18 protein-coding genes and 1 tRNA gene are annotated in these 16,530 nt (G+C 56.2%); 11 read left to right on the forward strand and 8 right to left on the reverse strand.

What is annotated here, in order from left to right; translation table 11 throughout:
• Positions 1-8 precede the first annotated feature (8 nt).
• The 3 genes from TAM4_RS05010 to TAM4_RS05020 form a co-directional block, all read right to left on the reverse strand.
• Positions 9-656, reverse strand: coding sequence for a phosphoribosyltransferase (locus TAM4_RS05010; protein WP_014122160.1), 648 nt, complete (start codon positions 654-656; stop codon positions 9-11).
• A 59-nt stretch (positions 657-715) separates the two neighbouring features.
• A complete protein-coding gene (locus tag TAM4_RS05015; RefSeq protein ID WP_014122161.1) occupies positions 716-970 on the reverse strand; it encodes a PQ-loop domain-containing transporter in 255 nt (84 codons plus the stop codon).
• Between the two features lie 105 nt (positions 971-1,075).
• Entirely contained in the window at positions 1,076-1,537 is a 462-nt protein-coding gene (locus TAM4_RS05020; protein ID WP_014122162.1) for a hypothetical protein, read from the reverse strand.
• A gap of 96 nt (positions 1,538-1,633) precedes the next feature.
• Here TAM4_RS05020 and sppA point away from each other — a divergent pair, with 96 nt between their 5' ends.
• From sppA to TAM4_RS05035, 3 genes are read left to right on the forward strand one after another with little or no spacing between them, the layout of a single operon-like run.
• The gene (sppA, locus tag TAM4_RS05025) at positions 1,634-2,623 is read left to right on the forward strand and encodes a signal peptide peptidase SppA (RefSeq protein WP_014122163.1); all 990 of its coding nucleotides are present in this window, start codon (positions 1,634-1,636) and stop codon (positions 2,621-2,623) included.
• Positions 2,624-2,627: 4 nt separating this feature from the next.
• Positions 2,628-3,107 (forward strand): PH1570 family protein, encoded by a 480-nt coding sequence (locus tag TAM4_RS05030; protein WP_014122164.1) that lies wholly within the window; start codon positions 2,628-2,630, stop codon positions 3,105-3,107.
• Complete coding sequence (locus TAM4_RS05035) at positions 3,097-4,086, forward strand: AI-2E family transporter (protein WP_014122165.1); 990 nt, start codon at positions 3,097-3,099, stop codon at positions 4,084-4,086. The genes TAM4_RS05030 and TAM4_RS05035 overlap by 11 nt, the downstream gene beginning before the upstream one ends.
• Here the strand turns inward: TAM4_RS05035 and folP are convergent.
• Entirely contained in the window at positions 4,083-4,895 is an 813-nt protein-coding gene (folP, locus tag TAM4_RS05040; RefSeq protein WP_014122166.1) for a dihydropteroate synthase, read from the reverse strand. The two genes, TAM4_RS05035 and folP, sit on opposite strands and share 4 nt — an antisense overlap.
• A 48-nt stretch (positions 4,896-4,943) precedes the next feature.
• Here folP and TAM4_RS05045 point away from each other — a divergent pair, with 48 nt between their 5' ends.
• From TAM4_RS05045 to TAM4_RS05070, 6 genes are all read left to right on the forward strand, one after another.
• Complete coding sequence (locus TAM4_RS05045; protein WP_014122167.1) at positions 4,944-5,912, forward strand: beta-ribofuranosylaminobenzene 5'-phosphate synthase family protein; 969 nt, start codon at positions 4,944-4,946, stop codon at positions 5,910-5,912.
• The gene (locus TAM4_RS05050; protein ID WP_014122168.1) at positions 5,909-6,700 is read left to right on the forward strand and encodes an N-glycosylase/DNA lyase; all 792 of its coding nucleotides are present in this window, start codon (positions 5,909-5,911) and stop codon (positions 6,698-6,700) included. The genes TAM4_RS05045 and TAM4_RS05050 overlap by 4 nt, the downstream gene beginning before the upstream one ends.
• A 6-nt stretch (positions 6,701-6,706) precedes the next feature.
• Entirely contained in the window at positions 6,707-7,528 is an 822-nt protein-coding gene (locus TAM4_RS05055) for an ABC transporter permease subunit (RefSeq protein WP_083820412.1), read from the forward strand.
• Between the two features lie 83 nt (positions 7,529-7,611).
• Positions 7,612-8,589 carry an ABC transporter permease gene (locus tag TAM4_RS05060; RefSeq protein ID WP_014122170.1) on the forward strand — a complete coding sequence of 326 codons (978 nt, stop codon included), beginning with the start codon at positions 7,612-7,614 and terminating at the stop codon, positions 8,587-8,589.
• Positions 8,590-8,594: 5 nt separating this feature from the next.
• Complete coding sequence (locus tag TAM4_RS05065; RefSeq protein WP_014122171.1) at positions 8,595-9,512, forward strand: ABC transporter ATP-binding protein; 918 nt, start codon at positions 8,595-8,597, stop codon at positions 9,510-9,512.
• A 74-nt stretch (positions 9,513-9,586) separates the two neighbouring features.
• Positions 9,587-10,177, forward strand: coding sequence for a hypothetical protein (locus TAM4_RS05070; protein ID WP_014122172.1), 591 nt, complete (start codon positions 9,587-9,589; stop codon positions 10,175-10,177).
• Here the strand turns inward: TAM4_RS05070 and TAM4_RS05075 are convergent.
• A complete protein-coding gene (locus TAM4_RS05075) occupies positions 10,167-11,432 on the reverse strand; it encodes a UbiD family decarboxylase (protein WP_014122173.1) in 1,266 nt (421 codons plus the stop codon). The two genes, TAM4_RS05070 and TAM4_RS05075, sit on opposite strands and share 11 nt — an antisense overlap.
• A gap of 73 nt (positions 11,433-11,505) precedes the next feature.
• Here TAM4_RS05075 and TAM4_RS05080 point away from each other — a divergent pair, with 73 nt between their 5' ends.
• Positions 11,506-12,894, forward strand: a complete 1,389-nt coding sequence (locus TAM4_RS05080; protein WP_014122174.1) for a DEAD/DEAH box helicase — start codon at positions 11,506-11,508, stop codon at positions 12,892-12,894.
• Here the strand turns inward: TAM4_RS05080 and truA are convergent.
• Complete coding sequence (gene truA / locus TAM4_RS05085) at positions 12,841-13,644, reverse strand: tRNA pseudouridine(38-40) synthase TruA (RefSeq protein ID WP_048150022.1); 804 nt, start codon at positions 13,642-13,644, stop codon at positions 12,841-12,843. The genes TAM4_RS05080 and truA overlap by 54 nt on opposite strands.
• A 16-nt stretch (positions 13,645-13,660) precedes the next feature.
• Positions 13,661-13,738: transfer RNA gene (locus tag TAM4_RS05090), tRNA-Pro, on the reverse strand.
• Between the two features lie 73 nt (positions 13,739-13,811).
• Between TAM4_RS05090 and TAM4_RS05095 the strand changes: the two genes are divergently transcribed.
• Entirely contained in the window at positions 13,812-14,894 is a 1,083-nt protein-coding gene (locus TAM4_RS05095; protein WP_014122175.1) for a glycosyltransferase family 2 protein, read from the forward strand.
• Between the two features lie 13 nt (positions 14,895-14,907).
• On the opposite strand, the gene pyrG is transcribed toward TAM4_RS05095, so the two are convergent.
• Positions 14,908-16,509 (reverse strand): glutamine hydrolyzing CTP synthase, encoded by a 1,602-nt coding sequence (gene pyrG, locus TAM4_RS05100; RefSeq protein ID WP_014122176.1) that lies wholly within the window; start codon positions 16,507-16,509, stop codon positions 14,908-14,910.
• Between the last annotated feature and the right edge of the window lie 21 nt (positions 16,510-16,530).

Below are 16,530 nucleotides of genomic sequence, written 5' to 3' on the forward strand. Positions count from 1 at the left end.
TCACTCCCTCAGGCTTTGCGCCACTTCCCGTCGCGGAACTTAAAAACCTTCCTGCGCTCGGCCATCCTGAGGGCTTCCTCAAGCCTGCCCTTGGGAACCTCCATGCCGTGGAGCTCCTTGAAGAGCTCGACTATCTCGTCGGTGCTGGCCGCTTCCTTCTCCTCGAGGATGTTGTTCACGAGGTTGATCATGTCCTCCACGAAGTTCCAGGGGAAGACTATCCAGGCCCAGTCGATTTCCTCGCCGAAGTAATACGGCTTGAAGCGCGAGCCCTTGATTGTCAGGAGTGTAGCCGTCCTTATCTCGGCCGGATTCTGGCTTTCCACGTAGTTTTTGGCCAGGGTTAAACTCTCGCCGGTGTCGCTGATGTCGTCGACGATTAGAACCTTCTTGCCCTCGAGGTTGTAGTTGCTGCCGTACTTGAGCCTGGCCTTGCCGTCCGGGGTTGCCGTTACTCCCCAGTGCTCGACCTTCAGGCTTACTAAGTCCTTGACGCCAAGGTAGTCGCAGTAGAGCCTCGCCGGAACCCAGCCGCCGCGGGCGAGGCCGACTATAACGTCAGGCCTCCAGCCGTCCTCCAGAACCTTCCAGGCCCCTTCCTTGGCCCATCTCTCAATGTCCTCCCAAGAAGCAAGCTTAGCAGGAAACTTCTTCATTGGATTTCCCTTAAGAAACGGGGGAGGAAGTCCTATTTAAGTTTTCCGCTAAAAGGAGATCAGGAATAGCGGAGCTTGACGTAGAGGTTAACCCCGCTCTGGAAGGCGGCCAAACCGTTGAGGGCGGTGAAGATCCAGTCCCTCGGCGGAAGGTACGCGTAGATGGTCAGCAACGTCGATGCGGTGAAGTATATCAGTATGAACTTCATGTTCAGCGGGCACTTCTTGGTCCTGAGCGTTTCAACGGTCTGTGGAATCCACGAGCCGACGAGCATGAGCATACCGATCAGGCCTATCATCTCGACCCATCCCATTCTCTCACCCCCAAACCCGGGGAGAGGGAGCATAGAAAAGGTTTTTGCACGATTTTGGCTCAAAAAAAGGTTATGAAGGGCCCTCCATTGAGGAAGAAACGGCAATCAGACCGTGGTCGCCATCCTCGACATGGCCCAGGTTTTGACGTCCTCGTCGAGGATGTCGTTGATTATCCTCATCGCCTCGGACACCTTGCCCTCCCTCGCGAGTTTCAGGGCAACCTCCGCCTGTATCTTCGACCTGTTGGGGAGATCCCTGATGAACTCCGCTATTCTAAGCGCTTCCTCGTGAAGGCCGAGCGAGAGAAAGTCGAAAGCTAGACTCATGAGGGCCTTGGTGGCGTCTCCGGATGAAAGATCGGACGTGACGTTAATCGCCCTCTCAAGGGCCTCGCGGTAGTCCTTACCCTCTTTGGCCAGGTGAACGGCTATCTTTGAAAATGCCTTGGCCTTCACCTTATCGTCCGGTATCTGCTCGGCCATCTCAAGGGCCTCTCCGTACCTTCCGGAGTTGAGGAGCCTCATAACGGTGTCGTAGAGGGCGCGTGAACGGTACCAAACCTGCATAGCCTTTCCCCCAAACCTCTAACGCGGTTAAGGTTTTAAACGTCCCGGTGGACAACTTTAAAAGAGATTCCTCCCATTAACCCGGGGGAGTTGAACATGAAGAGCGATGTGTGGAAGTACATCACTTTCATCCTCGTCCTCATTCTCGGCGTTTTCGTTATGTCCACGACCCTTCTCTACCTCCAGAACCAGAGCCTCAGCAACTACACTCCTTCCAACGCCACCTGCGGGACCGAGATCGTGATCGGCAACCAGACGACCGAAACCGCCCTCCAGGCCAGCATTGCGGAGCTCCAGTCCCTCATAAGGGCAATAGAGATGGAGAGAAAGGGCATCAACGCAACGAACTCAACCATAGCGGTTGTGCCAATTTTCGGCGTTATCGACGGCCAGACTGCGCTGAACACCGTAACAACCCTCGAAAAGCTGATGAAGGACGATTCCGTTGGGGGCGTTCTCCTCTGGATCGAAAGCCCGGGGGGAGACGTTGGTGCCGTGAGGGAGATCTACCACGAGGTCGAGGTTCTCAAAGCTAAAAAGCCGGTCGTCGCGTACACGGGAGGCATAGCCGCTTCAGGCGGCTACTACATCGCCGTCGGGACCGACAGGATAATAGCGGATCCCCTGGCCGAGGTCGGGAGCATAGGCGTTATCTACGTCCACTTCAACCTGGCGGACAACTACGCCTCAAACGGAATAAAGGTCGACGTATTCAAAACCGGACCCCACAAGGACATGGGCGCCGAGTGGAGGGCCCTCACCGAGTACGAGAGGAAGAAGATCTGGGGGATGATAGACGCCTACTTCCAGAGCTTTCTCCAGGCGGTCAGCATGGGAAGGGACATGACCCTCAACGAGACCAGAAAATACGCAACCGGAGAGACGTGGCTCGCCGTCGAGGTAAACGGAACCCTCGTGGACGAAACCGGCAACTTCCAGACTGCAGTTCAGGAACTCGAAAAGCTTATGGGGGTTGAGAGCGCAGAGGTTAAGGTGTACGGCTCGCCAACTCAGAGCTACTCCCTCGGCGTCCTCGGGGACGAGGCCCTCTACCTCGATCCCCGGTACCTGAGGCTGAGGGGGTGAGGGCATGCTCTGCGAGGAGAAGCTTGAGATCTTTGAGAACGGCTTCGAGGACGGAAAGTTCAAGCTCAGAATAGAGTACTACGGAAAGGACGCCAGAAAACTTCTCCTCGCGATAATACGGGAGCTCTACCTTCCCGACTACGGGGAGGACTACGTCTATCCCTTCGAGTGTGCCAAGGAGCACTGGGGGATCTACCTCGACCCGGGCGAGATCGTTGCCGAGGAGCCGGCCTTCAGCCCGATCAAGTTCGTCAACAGGAGCGTCCTCAACAGGCTCGAAAAGACCCTCAGGGAAATAGATGCCCCCGAGGAGATCAAGGAAAGCGTGGACATCGAGAAAGCAGATATCGTGAAGCTCAAGAGGACTTTACTCGCGCTCGGGAAGAACTTCGTCCTCGACGAGAGGGGCTACCTCATAGTCTTCAACAAGCCGGGCGCGAGGGAACTGATACTGAAGTACCTGGGGATGCTGGATGAGGAATGAAACCCTCGTTTGGGCCATCGTCACCGTCGTCATCCTCTACCTCGTGTGGTTAGTCGTCAGTCCGGTCGTTTCGCCGATAATCCTCGCCCTTGCGGTGGCCTACGTCACCTATCCCATTCACGAGAGGCTGTCGCCAAAGATAGGCCGCAAGAAGGCGGCTTTTCTGCTAACCGCGGTAATAGCGGTTCTGTCCTTCCTCTTCCTGCTCGGCTTCGTCCTCTGGATCAACGACGTCAAGTACCAGATCGTCAGGTACATGGAGATCTCCTTCAACTGGCTCCAGTCCGTGACAATATCCTCTCAGAGGATCAACGAGGTACTCACGGCCATAACTGAAGGCGTTCGCTCGAGGATCGAGGCGTACGTTATCAGCTACACCTACTCCATACCCAAACTCGCGCTCGAGATATTCGTCATGCTCTTCGTCTACTACGGAACCCTCGTGAACGCGGAGGAGATAGGGAGGGAACTCTACAACCTCCTGCCGCCCCAGAGGAAGGAGTTCGGGATCAGGCTTATCGAAGCGGCCCGCTATACATTGGATACACTCCTCAAGAGCTGGCTCACGCTGAGCGTCCTGAAGGGATCCGCCACGGCCCTCGGCTTCTGGGCCTTCAGAATCGCCCCGACGAGCGGCGCCATAGCACTGGGCATCCTAACGGCCTTCGTTGAGCTCCTTCCCTTCCTCGGCGGCTGGCTCATCTGGATACCCGGGGTCGTGTACCTCGTCCACACATCGCACTACGTCCTGGCCTTCCTCTTCGCGGTCTACTCCATCGTCTTCATATCCCCGTTGCCGGACTTTGTGCTGGCCCCCAAGATGACCCTCAGGAGGCGGGGCCTCAACGCCCTGATTTCCCTCCTCGGAATCTTCGGCGGCCTCTGGGCTTTCGGGCTCGTCGGGATAATAATAGGGCCAGTTTCCCTCGGCCTTTTGGCGACTGTGATCGAGGAGTGGAAGAAAGCGATGGAGAGCTAATAACGGGCTATATGCCGGGCAACCTTAATCGCGTCAAGGGTTTCCTTCACGTCGTGGGTTCTCACTATTCTCGCACCCTTCAGAACCGCTATTGCCGTTGCCGACAGACTGCCGGCGAGCCTCTCCTCCGGTTTCTCTCTGCCCGTTATCGCGCCTATGAAGGACTTCCGCGAGATGCCGACGAGGATTGGCCTTCCGAGGAGCTTGAGCAGGTTGAGGTTCGCTATTACCTTCGAGTCCCACTCGTACCACGGCGGCCACTCCGGGCGGAGAAAGCCGATGGCCGGATCAACGGCAACATCTTCAACCCCGTGCTCCTCCGCTATCGTCAGGCTCTCCTCAAGGAACTCAATGACGGTTCTAACCGGGTCCGAGAAGTCCCTAACATTTCCGTGGGCGCAGAGGACGGCCGGAGCACTGTACTTAGAGGCAACCTTAGCCATCCCCGGGTCGCCCTTGAAGCCTGTGACGTCGTTTATGATGTCGGCGCCAGCCTTTAAAGCTTCCTCGGCAACCCTCGCGCTCGTGGTGTCTATGCTCAGGGGAACATCAACCGCGTCCTTGACGACCTTGACGGCCCAAACTGCCCTTCTGATTTCCTCCTCGAGCGGAATCTGAGTCTCGAGGTAAGGGGCCGTTGATTTTGCGCCGATGTCTATGAAACTCGCGCCCTCCTCGACCATTCTAACGGCGGTCTCGGCCAAAGCCTTTTCATCGTTCCTAACGCTCCCCTTGTAGAAGCTCTCGGGCGAGACGTTGATGACTCCCATTACCCTCGGCTCGTCAAGATTAACTCCCGCAAACTTCATTAGCACCACCGCAGAGGATTCTCGGGAGTCAATAAAAGGGTGATGGGCATGATAATCCGGACGCCGAAGAGGCTTCACCTCGGCCTGATAGACCCAACGGGCTCGCTCGGAAGGCGCTTCGGGAGCCTCGGGGTAGCGCTCGAAGGTGGCTACGAGGTAAAGGTTCTGCCCGCTGAACGGCTCGAGGTAAAGGCCAAAGGCGAGGACATTGAGACGATAAAGAAGGCCCTCGAGAGAATGAACTCGACCTTTGGAACAGGAACCGGCTACCTAATCGAGGTGCGGAAGGCAATCCCAAGGCACGTCGGCCTCGGCTCGACTACCCAGCTGAGCTTGGCCGTTGGAACCGCAATAGCAAAGTTAAACAACCTGAACGTTTCGGTTGAGAGACTCGCCGAGGTTCTCGGAAGGGGGAAGAACAGCGGGGCAGGGATTTACGCCTTCGCTCACGGGGGCTTCGTCCTCGATGGCGGGGTTAAAGAAGGCGTTCCCCCACTCATACTCCGCGAGGAGTTCCCCGGGGAGTGGGCCTTCCTGCTCGTGATTCCCGAGGTAAAGCCGGGCCTCGATGAAGAGGAGGAAAAGCCGATAATGAGCGGGAACTTCGGCGACGTTAACGTTGCGATGGAGATAAGCCACCGCATTTTACTCGGCTTACTGCCCGCGTTGAAGGAGAGGAACGTCAGGGCCTTCGGTGAGCACCTTTCGGTAATACAGAGGCTCGTCGGCAGGCACTTCGCGGAGTTCCAGGGGGGAGAGTTCAGGGAGGACGTCAAGTTAATACTTGACTGGTTAAGCAAGAAAACCTACGGCGCAGGCCAGAGCAGCTGGGGGCCGACCGTTTACGGCCTAATCCTGAAGGCGGAGTTCCAGAGGCTTTCTGCCGAGCTTAACGACCACCTTAAGGAGCACGGGATAATGGCAAAGGTCGAGCTCGGCCTTCCGAGGAACGCTGGAGCGGAAATTGTGAGCGAGAACGCCTTTCTGGAAAGGTTGATAAGGAGCGTGGCGCAATGACGCTCGACCGCTTCGTGAAGATAAAATACCGGGAAGACAATGAGAAAGTTAACCGGCTCGTCGAAATACTCCGGGAGCTCGGCCTCGACTGTGCAAAAACCATTGAGGAGAAGGTTGATTTGCAGTTCGACGCCCTCAAAAACCTTAGGGAGAACCTGAAGGATGACGAGCTTTTCATCAAGCTCGTCATAGCTAACTCCCTCGTCAGCTACCAGCTGAGCGGTAAAGGTGAGGACTGGTGGTGGGAGTTCTCAAGGTATTTCTCGGAGAACCCGCCCGAGAAGATGGCGGAGGCCTACGCCCAGTTTCTCCCCAACTCAAGAACCAATAAGAGACTCGTTGCCGGAAAGCTCAAAAGAATCGAGAGGGTTGAGCCCTTCTTAGAGTCTCTCTCGATGGACGAGCTTAGAGATTACTACTTCAATGGCATGGAACGGCTTAAAGACGACCTCGCGAAGGTGATGAACGCTAAAAGGAGCGCGAAAACGATAGTTTTCTCTGTGAAGATGTTCGGCTACGCGGGGAGAATTGCCTTTGGAGCTTTCGTTCCGTACCCAATGGCCATCGAGATCCCGGACGACGTGAGGATAAACGCCTACACCAAGCGCTTCACGGGCGAGCCACCGGTTAGCTTCTGGAAGGGGATCGCGGAGAAAACCGGAATTCCACCGCTCCACATCGACTCAATTCTCTGGCCCGTCCTCGGAGGTAAGGGTGAGGTGATTGAGAGACTGAGGAGGTACTGCGGGGAAAAGGCAGATAAGATAATGGAGCTCAGGGATCTCTAAGGGGTGATGGTTTTGCTCCGGAGCTTTGGCGAGGGATTTAAGAAAAGCGTGAACGGACGGATGGTCGTTCTCTCGATGGGAGTGTTTCTGGCACCCAACGTCTCCGTGTTCCTCATGGGGAAGAGACTTCCACTCGGCGACCGAGGGGAGGTCATCAAAATAATCCACGCGGCCGTAAACCCCATAGTCCCCGCACAGAGCCGGGACGTTCTCGGCTTCCTTCCCCTTTTCCTTGCCTTAATCGTTGGGCTGTACTCCCTGAAACACGAGTGGGAGATATCATCCCGCCTCGCCTACCTGCTCGGAAGGTTCACGGGACATGCGGTAGTGCTCTCGGTGGCCTCGTTTGTCTCGGTCATAACCGGGTTCCTGATCCTCGTACACCTGGGGGCCCCACTCGATGACAGTCTGCTCAGGACGGTTCTCATCATTGGGGCGCTCTACTCCCTGGTTGTGATTCAGCTCCTGGCCCTCGGCTACTTTGTTTCGGCCATCATCAAAAACACCTCAAATCGCCTGCTCGTAGGCATATTCGCCGGCTCGATGCTTTTGATAGCCATACCATTTGCTGTCGCGATTATCTTCACCCTGATGTACGCACCGATGGGAGAGCTCGTCAAGGATCCGGCAATAGTCAGGGAGGAAACCTGGAGGTACATAACCTACATCCTTCCCTTCGAGCCGACGCTGCAGATGAATGAGGCAATTCTCATGTTGGGGGAGCAGAAAAGCCGGGCAAACGTTCTAAACCTGGTCGTTTTCTCGGTCTTTTACATCGCAGCCGCAGCCTTCTTCTTTTCAAGAGCCAACCGCTCCAGCCCGGGTTAACCGGCGCCCGGCCACTATGCCGGGGCAAAGATTTTTATACTAAGAGCGGTAGTTGAAAAGTGAACATGGAGGTGTTGAATTTGATGTGGGGATTCATTCTGGAGCTGAAGCAGAGCGTGAGGAGCAAGAAGTTCATTGCAACGCTTGGCATAATGCTGCTTCTCTACGTCCCATTCTTCTACATGATGAAGAGGTACGGCAACGTTTCCGCGATGGAAGTCAAGGACATCATCGGCAACATGATCCAGTTTCTGAGCGGAATGGCGATGTTCTTCATCGCGATCCTCGCCCTGCTTATGGGAACGACCGCCATCAACTCCGAGATAGAGAAGGGAACCCTGAGAATAGCCCTCAGCAAGCCAATCTCGAGGCTGAACTACATCATCGGAAAAATGCTGGCCCAGGCATTGGTCATTTTCATAGCACTGATGCTCTCCACGGGCACGGCGGTGATAGGCTTTGTCGCGATCGGGGTGCCGCTAACTGGACTCCTCGTCAGGGAGGTGTTTCTACTCAACATGGTCCTCTTCTTAGGCCTGGTGCAGCTGCTCTTCCTGGGCTACCTGTTCTCAACGTTCATCAAGTCCTCCACGACGGCCCTCGGTATAGCGCTGGTCCTGTTCTTCGTGGTGTCAATGATCGCCCCCGCGATCGTGACCTTCATGGCCCTCAGCCACTCAACCCCCGACAATTACGAGGAGGTCTACTCGGACTACGCAACCAAGTACCTCTTCTTCGACCCCAACGCTCAGGTGGGCATAGTTCTCAACAACGTGAACGAAAGGAAATGCTACGAATACGTCCAGACGTACAACAAGGAAACCGGAACCGTCACCCGGAAGACAAAGGAGGTGCCCACGTGTAACAACTACATCAGCCGTACCAATGTAAACGAGACTAGCGGAACGATTGAAAGCATGGGCTGCATCTGCAACGAAACGTACGCCGGGATCGCACACTCCATCAGGAAGAACTCCGTAAACCTTGGGATCCTCATCGGGATGACCATCATCTACGGCCTGCTCGCGGTTGGAAGGTTCCTCCGCATGGATCTGAGGTGATGCCCATGCTCGAAATAGAAAACCTCGTGAAGATGTACGGCAATCTTAAGGCACTGGACAACCTAACGCTCACCGTTGAGAAGGGTCAGGTTTACGGCTTCCTCGGGCCAAACGGTGCCGGAAAGAGCACCACGATACTGAGCACCCTCGGCCTGATCAGGCCCCAGGCAGGGGTCATAAGGCTCTTTGGGGAGGAGGTTTTCAGGGATGGAAGGTACAGCGAGGGCAAGCTCGTCAAGGCCAAGGCAAAAATCGGTTACATGCCGGAGCACGCCACGCTGTGGGACTTCCTCACGCCGCTCCAGACCCTTGAGATAATCGGGGAGTCCTTCGGCATCCCAAGGGACGAGAGAGCGAGAAGGGCCCGTGAGCTCCTCGAAATGCTGAACCTCTGGGAGGTAAAGGACGTAAAGGTCGGCAGGTTTTCAAAGGGAATGCGCCAGCGTCTTTTGCTCGCCCAGGCCTTAATAAACGACCCGGAACTTTTGATCCTCGACGAACCGATGACCGGCCTCGATCCAAAGGGCATAGCGGAGTTCAAGGACATAATAAGGAGGCAGAAGAAGGAAGGGAAGACCGTTTTCTTCTCCAGCCACATTTTAGCCCACGTTGAAGAGGTCTGCGACACAGTCGGGGTCATAGTCAAGGGCAAGCTCCGCGTGGAGGACAGCATAGAGAACATAAAGAGGGAGTTTCTGGCGAAGGCCGGCTATCTAATACTCCTCGAAACAGATAAGCCCGTCCAGTTCGGGAACGTGAACTGGGAGATAGAGCGCGTCAGTCCGACCAAGTACAAGATAAAGGCCCCCGAAGACGTCAGGCCCCAGATAAACGAGATAGTGTGGAGCCAGGGGGCGAAGATCCTCCAGCTCATGGTCAGAGTTCCAAGCCTCGAGGAGATCTTCCTCAAGCTCGTTGAGTAGTTCCCTTTCCAACTTCTCAATTTTGTTCAGAAAACTTTTTAGGTTTCAATTTCGAAGGGCTCTGAGGTGTTCGAATGCTACTCCCGATGCACATCTTCGTTGCCTACCTCATAGGGGCCTGGAGGGGCTGGAACAGGAAGCTCCTCGGGCTGTTCGTCATAGCCAACTCCGCTCCCGACTACAGCTTCATTCAGATGCTCCTCACCACCGGCGACTTCACGAGGACCTTCTTCAACAACGGCTTCGTCTCGTTCATCTACATGCTCCCCTTCGGTCCGCTTGGAGTTCTGGGCAACGGCCTGCACCTGCTCGCGGACTTCTTTACAGGAGGAATTCCTTTTCTTCCCGATGGCATTTGGTACGGCTTTCCAAGGCTCGGCTGGCACCTCTGGGGCAAGTTCATACTCGTCCCATGGGAAGTTCCGATAGCGGTTGCCGGCCTCTACGCGGCCTACAGGCTCGGAGCGGGTAAGGTTCTCTACTCGCTCTCGGCGTTCCTGCTCGGCTACGCCGTCTTCATCGCCCTCAGTCCGCTCTACCTAATCAACCCGTTCCTCTCGACGGGGCTCAGCTTCCTCGTCCTCTGGTACCTCTACGAGAAGGTGGAGATAATAGACCTGCTGGAGGGCAAGATGGTGAGAAAAGCGGAGGGGGCTAAAGCCTAGCCCTCTCGAATTCTTCCTTTCTGTCGAGGGGTTTCGTCGCGTCTATGCCCCACTTGGCGGTTAAGCTCTTCTCAGCGGAAGGGTCGAGGGAGCTGCCGCGGGCGTTGGGGACTATCACGAGGTCCTTATCTGCCTGGAAGCGTGTCGCTATCGCCCACTCCACGTCGCGGTCATCGTAGATGTCTATGTCCTCGTCAACGACAACCACGTGTTTAAGGCTCGGGTGGCCGGCGAAGGCCGCTAAAATCGCGTTCTTGCCGTCGCCGTCGTGCTGTTTGGTTATTGAAACAACGGCGTGGAGCCACATGGCTCCTCCTTCCGTCAGACGAACGCCGTGAACCTTTGGAACCACGCGCTTGACGCTCGCGTATATTTGAGGCTCCTTTGGAAGGCCCATGAGCATGAAGTGCTCGTAGCCACCTGGCAGGAGGGCGTGGAAAATAGGCTCATCAACGTGGTACATCCTCTCAAAGACGACCAGCGGCTGCTTCCTCACGTAGTCGTAGGTTCCCGTTATGTCCACGAACGGCCCCTCATCGACAAGCTCCGGAGTTATCTTCGCCTCGAAGACGAACTCGCTCTCGACCGGCACGGGAATCCCTCCCAGCTCGACGACCTCAACCGGCTTCCCGAAGGCGAGCTCGCTGAGTTTGGAGGCTATCTCAAGCTCGCTGATTCCGTAGGCGGTGCTGGTAGCTCCGGCCAGGAGAAGGTGAATTGGATTTCCCACGACGATTCTAACGTCCAGCTCTTCCCCGTGCTCGGCCCTGTCCTTCCACATGGCGTAGAGGTGCCTCGGGACGAGCCTTATCGCAGCGGTTCTCTCGTCCCTGACCATCATTCTGTGGAATGACATGTTGACGAAGCCGCTATCGTCCTTTGCGATGACCATCGCCGAGGTGAAGTAAGGCCCGCCGTCTTTAGGATAGTACTTCGGAACCGGAAGCTCGAGGAGGGAGAAATCGTCTGTAGAGTTCTTCAGAAAGGGGGCGCTTTCAGCGGTTCTGTATGGTGAGGGATTTTCCATCGCCTCCGCGAGCATGTGAATTAGGTTCTCTTGTTTGGTGTTCAGAAACCCGGCTATTCTCTCGCGGGTGCTCCATATGTTTCCAGCGACCCTCCAGCCGTCAACGTCCTCGAAGAGAACCGGCCTGTCGCGATACCTGAGGAGGTATCTGGTTATCCCGAGCTCCTTGCTCACGGGTTCCTTTATGACGATCAGGTCATCGAAGGTTCGAAGAATTTCCTCCAGCATGCCACCACCTTAGGTCGTTGTTCCAAAAGGTCTATAAAGCCTTTTTCCAGAGTTGCTTTGATTGGCCATGCCCATGGTTGTCCTCAGGATCCCGGACGGTTCAGCACTGGTCAAAATCGAAAAGGCGGATCCAAGCGTTTATTTCAAGATCTACGACCTGCTCACCTACAAGAAGGACTACGGCAAATGGGAGAAGCCTGAGAGCCTCTACGACCCCTACGAGAAGACCTTTCCTGTGGGCCTGCTCCCGCGGGTCAAGAAGTTCCTCAACAGCAAGGGCTACCGCGTCCGCGTGAAGGACGAGAGGAAGATCAGGGGAGTCAAGCTCAACTCAAGCTGGAACGAGAGCTACAAGCTGAGGCGCTATCAGGGGAGAGCTGTAAGGAAGGCCCTGAAGGAGAAGATGGGCGTTTTAGCTTTGCCCGTCGGGAGCGGAAAGACGGTCGTCGGGCTGAGAATAATCCACGAGCTCGACCTTTCAGCGCTCATCGTCGTCCACACGAAGGAGCTCCTTTACCAGTGGGCCGAGAAGGTGGAGGAACTCCTCGGCGTCAAAGCCGGAATCGTCGGCGACAACAAGTGGAACGAGGAGAACGTAACGGTAGCAATGATACAGACCCTCCTTTCGAGGGGCGTTGAGGAGCTGAAGAACGACTACGCAATAGTCATGTTCGACGAGTGCCACAGGACTTCAGCGGCTGAAAAGTTCTACCAGCTGGGGATAAGCCTCCCGCAGGTTTACCGCTTCGGGCTCTCGGCGACGCCGTGGAGGCGCGTTCGCGGGGAGGAGATAAAGATTGAGGCCGTCGTCGGGCCGATAATCTACGAGGTAAGGGCCGAGGACCTGATAAGGGAAGGCTTTCTAGCAAAGCCTCGCTTCGAGGTGATAACCTACGAGTCGAGCATGCCGTCCTTCAGCGAGCGCTATAAGGAGCTCTACGAGGACGTCGTTATGAACAACGACGAGAGGAACAGGGCGATAGTGGCGAAGGCCAAGGAGCTCGTCAGGAAGGGCCACCGCGTCCTCATCGACGTAAAGCGCATAGAGCACGGCAAAATCCTGAAGGAGATGCTCGAAAAAGAGGGGATCAAGGCGGAGTTCCTGAGCTCCCAGAGCCAGAACCGCTGGGAGGTTCTCGAGGCGTACAAGAACGGCGAGATTCCGGTTTTGATCTCAACTCTCCTCAAGGAGGGGGTCGATATCCCGGAGATCTCCGCCATAATCCTAGCAGGGGGAGGAAAGAGCGACATCATGACTATACAGACCATAGGGAGGGCCCTGAGGCCGAAGAAGGGCATGAGGGCGGTTATAGTTGACGTCGCCGACGACGATCCCCTGCTCTACACGCACTTCATCGAGAGGCAGAAAGCGCTCAAGCAGTACTACGGAAGGTACTACGACAGGGAATCAAAGCTCAACGAGACAGTCTCCAAAAAGCGCCGCCCTCGTCAAAGCCCTTGAGTACCTGTTAAAGATGTCGCGTTTGGCCTTTGCAAGGCCCTTCTCATCGGTTTTGAATTCGATTTGCCCGTAATCGATGTGCCACAGGACGAGGTTCTCTGGAGGAGCCGGCGGAACCTTCTTCCTGTAAGTTCCCTCGAGCATTGCCCCGACCTCCTCGACGTCAAGAAGACCGAGCCCGCAGAAGCGGAGCGCGTTGACGATCCTCCGAACCATCTCCCAGAGGAAGCTTTTTCCAGTGATTTCAATCACGTGGTAACCCTGTCTCTGGATGATGCCGATGTGAGTTATCTCCCTGACCGGATCCCTGCCGGGTTCTAGCCTCGCGAAAGCTGAGAAATCGTGAAGGCCCTCGAAGAGCTTTGCACACTCGGCCATGCTGAGAACGTCAAAGCCTTCGTCTATGAGGTAATAGCGGTAGGTCTTCGACCTCGCCCAGAACCTCGGGTGGAAGTCGTCGGGAACCTCGGCAACGCCGAGAACCCAGAGATCGTGGAGGTGGTGGTTAAGCACATCTGGCCTCGCCAGATCGGCCCTTTCTCCCGGGATAAAGGAGACCACGTTGAAGAACGCCGAGACACCACGGTCCGTCCGGGAAGCGCCCTTAAAGTCGTTTTCCTCGGGGCCATCTATGATCCTGAGTTTTGTCAGAACGCGGATGAGCTCTCCCTCGACCGTTCTAACGCCAGGCTGTCTCTGAAAGCCGTAGAAGGCGGTGCCGTCGTAGGCAACTCTGAGGGCGAGCTTCATAAGATCACCCTAAAACTGGTGGGGCCGCCGGGATTTGAACCCGGGTCACGGGCTCCCAAAGCCCGCAGGATGGGCCAAGCTACCCTACGGCCCCCTGCCCGGGGAATAAGGGCCCTGCAAAGCTTATAAACTTTGCGGGCTTTAGTTCCTTGGCTGGGGGTAACGTTATGCAGGGAAGCGAGAGACCAAAGGTATCGATAGTGATTCCCACGTACAACGAGCGGGACAACCTTGAGGAGCTCTTCGAGAGGATATCGAGGGCAATGAAGGGGGAAGGCTACGACTTCGAGATCGTGGTCGTGGACGACGACTCCCCCGACGAAACGTGGAAAAGGGCGATGGAGCTGGCTGAAAGGTATCCCGTCAAGGTTATCAGGAGAACGGACGAGAAGGGGCTTTCCTCCGCTGTAATCAGGGGTTTTAAGGAGGCAAGCGGCGACGTGTTTGTCGTTATGGACGCCGACCTTCAACACCCGCCCGAGAAGATCCCGGAGCTCGTTAAGGCCATAGAGAACGGGGCCGACGTGGCGATAGCGAGCCGCTACGTTCCGGGCGGGGGCGTGGAGAACTGGTACTGGTACAGGAAGCTCATCTCCCGGGGCGCGATAATGATAGGAAGACTCGCTCTCCCGAGAATCAGGGGAATAAAGGATCCAGTGAGCGGTTTCTTCGCCCTCCGGAGGGAAGTCGTCGAGAACGTTGAGCTCAATCCGATCGGCTTCAAGATCCTCATGGAGATACTGATCAAAGGGAACTACCGAAAGGCCGTTGAGGTGCCCTTCAAGTTCGGCCTCAGGAAGGCCGGTGAAAGCAAACTCGGCGGAAAGACCATCGTATCCTACCTCAAGCACGTCTACCGCCTGATGCGCTGGTCGGGGGAGCTCGACAGGCTCGTGAAGTTCAGCGTCGTTGGTCTCTCGGGAATCCTCGTAAACGAGGGGTTCCTGTGGTTCTTCGTCTCGGAGCTGGGCATGGACAAGATAATCGCCAACGTCCCGGCAACCGAACTCGCCATACTGAACAACTTCCTGTGGAACGATCTCTGGACGTTCAGGGACCTCAGAAAAGCCCCTCTGTGGAAGAGGCTCGCGAGCTTCCACGTGGCGGCGTTGATGGGGGCGCTCGTGCAGTGGGCGATATACGCGCCGCTCGTCTACCTCGGCATTAACTACCTCATAGCGAACCTCCTCGGCATAGGAGCGTCTTTCGTCGTCCGCTTCCTCTTCAACAGAAACGTGACGTGGGGATAAGGGAAAACGGGGATCACTCCCCGTACTTCCTCTTCTTCGCGGCCTCGACAAGGCCCTTAAAGACCGGCGCCGGGTTCATGGGTCTCGACTTGAACTCCGGGTGGAACTGGGTCGCTATGAAGTAGCTGTGCCCCGGCAGCTCAAGTATCTCCATCCTCCTCTCGTCATCTCCAGCTATACCGCTGAAGACGAGGCCCGCCTCCTCAAACTTCTCGATGTAGTCGGGGTTGACCTCCCAGCGATGCCTGTGCCTCTCGTAGACTATCTCCCTACCGTAGAGCCTCTTTGCGAGGGTGTTCGGCTTTATGTGAACCGGATAAGCTCCGAGCCTCATCGTCCCGCCGAGCCTGTCGAGGTCCCTCTGCTCCGGCATCAGGTCAACGACCGGATACGGCGTCCCCGGGTCTATCTCCGTCGAGTGCGCCCCCTTGAGCCCGAGGACGTTCCTCGCGAACTCAACAACCGTCAGCTGGAAGCCGAAGCAGATTCCGAGGAAAGGAACGTCGTTCTCCCTCGCGTAGCGTATCGCCATCATCTTGCCCTCGCTTCCACGAGCGCCAAAGCCACCTGGGACAATTACCCCGTCAACGCCCTCAAGGAGCTTAACACCTTCCCTCTCGACGTCCTCGGCCTCTATCCACCTGATTTTGACCTTGACGTCGTTGGCGACGCTCGAGTGCTTCAGGGCTTCCTTAATGCTGAGGTAGGAGTCAGATAGCTTGACGTACTTCCCAACTATTGCAATCTCGACCTCCTTATCGAGGCCCTTGTACTTCTCCACCATCTCGCGCCACTTCTCGAGGTCCGGCTCCCCCTCTGGAAGGCCGAGCCTCTTCACGAGGTACCTCGCGAGCCCCTCCTTTTCGAGCATTAAAGGCACTTCGTAGGTGTCCTCGACGTCGTAGGCACTAATTACTGCCTCCTCGGGGACGTTGGTGAAGAGGCTTATCTTCCTCCTCGCGCTTTCCTCAAGGGGCTCCTCGGAGCGAGCCACTATCGCGTCGGGCTGGATTCCGAGGGAACGGAGCTCTTTAACGCTGTGCTGAGTGGGCTTTGTTTTCTGCTCGCCGACCACCTTGAGCTTGGGGACATACGTAACGTGGACGAAGGCGACGTTTTCTCTTCCTTCCTCAAGCTGCATCTGTCTGGCTGCCTCGAGGAAGGGCATTCCCTCGATGTCTCCAACGGTTCCGCCGATTTCAACGATAACGACGTCGTAGTCCCTCGCTATTCTCCTTATGCGCTCCTTTATCTCGTTGGTGATGTGCGGAATCACCTGAACCGTCGCGCCGAGGTATTCGCCCTTCCGCTCCTTCTCGATGACGGCCGAGTAGACCTTCCCCGTGGTTATGTTGTGGTCGAAGCTCAGGCTCGTGTCGAGAAAGCGCTCGTAGTTGCCGAGGTCGAGGTCAACCTCACCGCCGTCGTCGAGGACGAAAACCTCGCCGTGCTGGTAGGGGTTCATGGTTCCGGCGTCGTAGTTGAGGTAGGGGTCGATCTTGATGTTCGTCGTTCTAAAGCCCCTTGCCTTCATGAGCATGCCGAGAGAAGCGCTGGTGATTCCCTTCCCGAGACCGCTAACGACACCACCCGTAACAAAGATGAACTTCGTCATGGCAAAACCCCCGACCGTTAT

The sequence above is a fragment of the Thermococcus sp. AM4 genome (assembly GCF_000151205.2).
Taxonomy (GTDB): Archaea; Methanobacteriota_B; Thermococci; order Thermococcales; family Thermococcaceae; genus Thermococcus.